Origin of the sequence: Paenibacillus sp. An7, from assembly GCF_009870785.1 — a bacterium.
Classification (GTDB): domain Bacteria; phylum Bacillota; class Bacilli; order Paenibacillales; family Paenibacillaceae; genus Paenibacillus.
Window position 1 is genome coordinate 1 of the sequence record NZ_WTWX01000082.1, and the last position, 485, is coordinate 485.

The 485-nt window shown below is 49.5% G+C and carries 1 protein-coding gene; it reads left to right on the forward strand.

The window, feature by feature from the left end:
• Nucleotides 1–408: group II intron maturase-specific domain-containing protein (locus GQY27_RS21240; RefSeq protein ID WP_328803029.1), on the forward strand; the 408-nt coding region annotated here is incomplete at its 5' end.
• Between the last annotated feature and the right edge of the window lie 77 nt (nt 409–485).

Consider the following 485-nt stretch of genomic DNA (forward strand, 5'->3'; position numbering starts at 1 on the left):
GCAAAAGCAAAGAAGAAGTTGAAAGAACTAACGAGCCGAAGTCAGGGTAGGAATGTTCGCCAAGTCATGGAGAAAGTGAAGATCTACATTCGCGGATGGATTGGCTACTATTATGTAGCTGACATGAAAAGGATATTGCAAAGCTGGAGTGAATGGCTGCGGAGGCGACTTCGTATGTACATCTGGAAGCAATGGAAGAAACCGAAAACAAAGGTACAAAACCTACGCAGGCTGGGGATACCGGAGGGGAAGGCGTACCAATGGGGAAACTCCCGTCTTGGGTACTGGCGCATCGCCAGAAGCCCCGTGCTGTCTCGTTCCATAACAAACGAAAAGCTCGTACAGGCAGGATATTATGACTTTCCTGCGCAGTACGAGCGTCTACGTAAAATGCACTTATGCGGTTGAACCGCCGTATACCGAACGGTACGTACGGTGGTGTGAGAGGTCGGCTACTCTTCTAATGGGTAGCCTCCTACTCGATT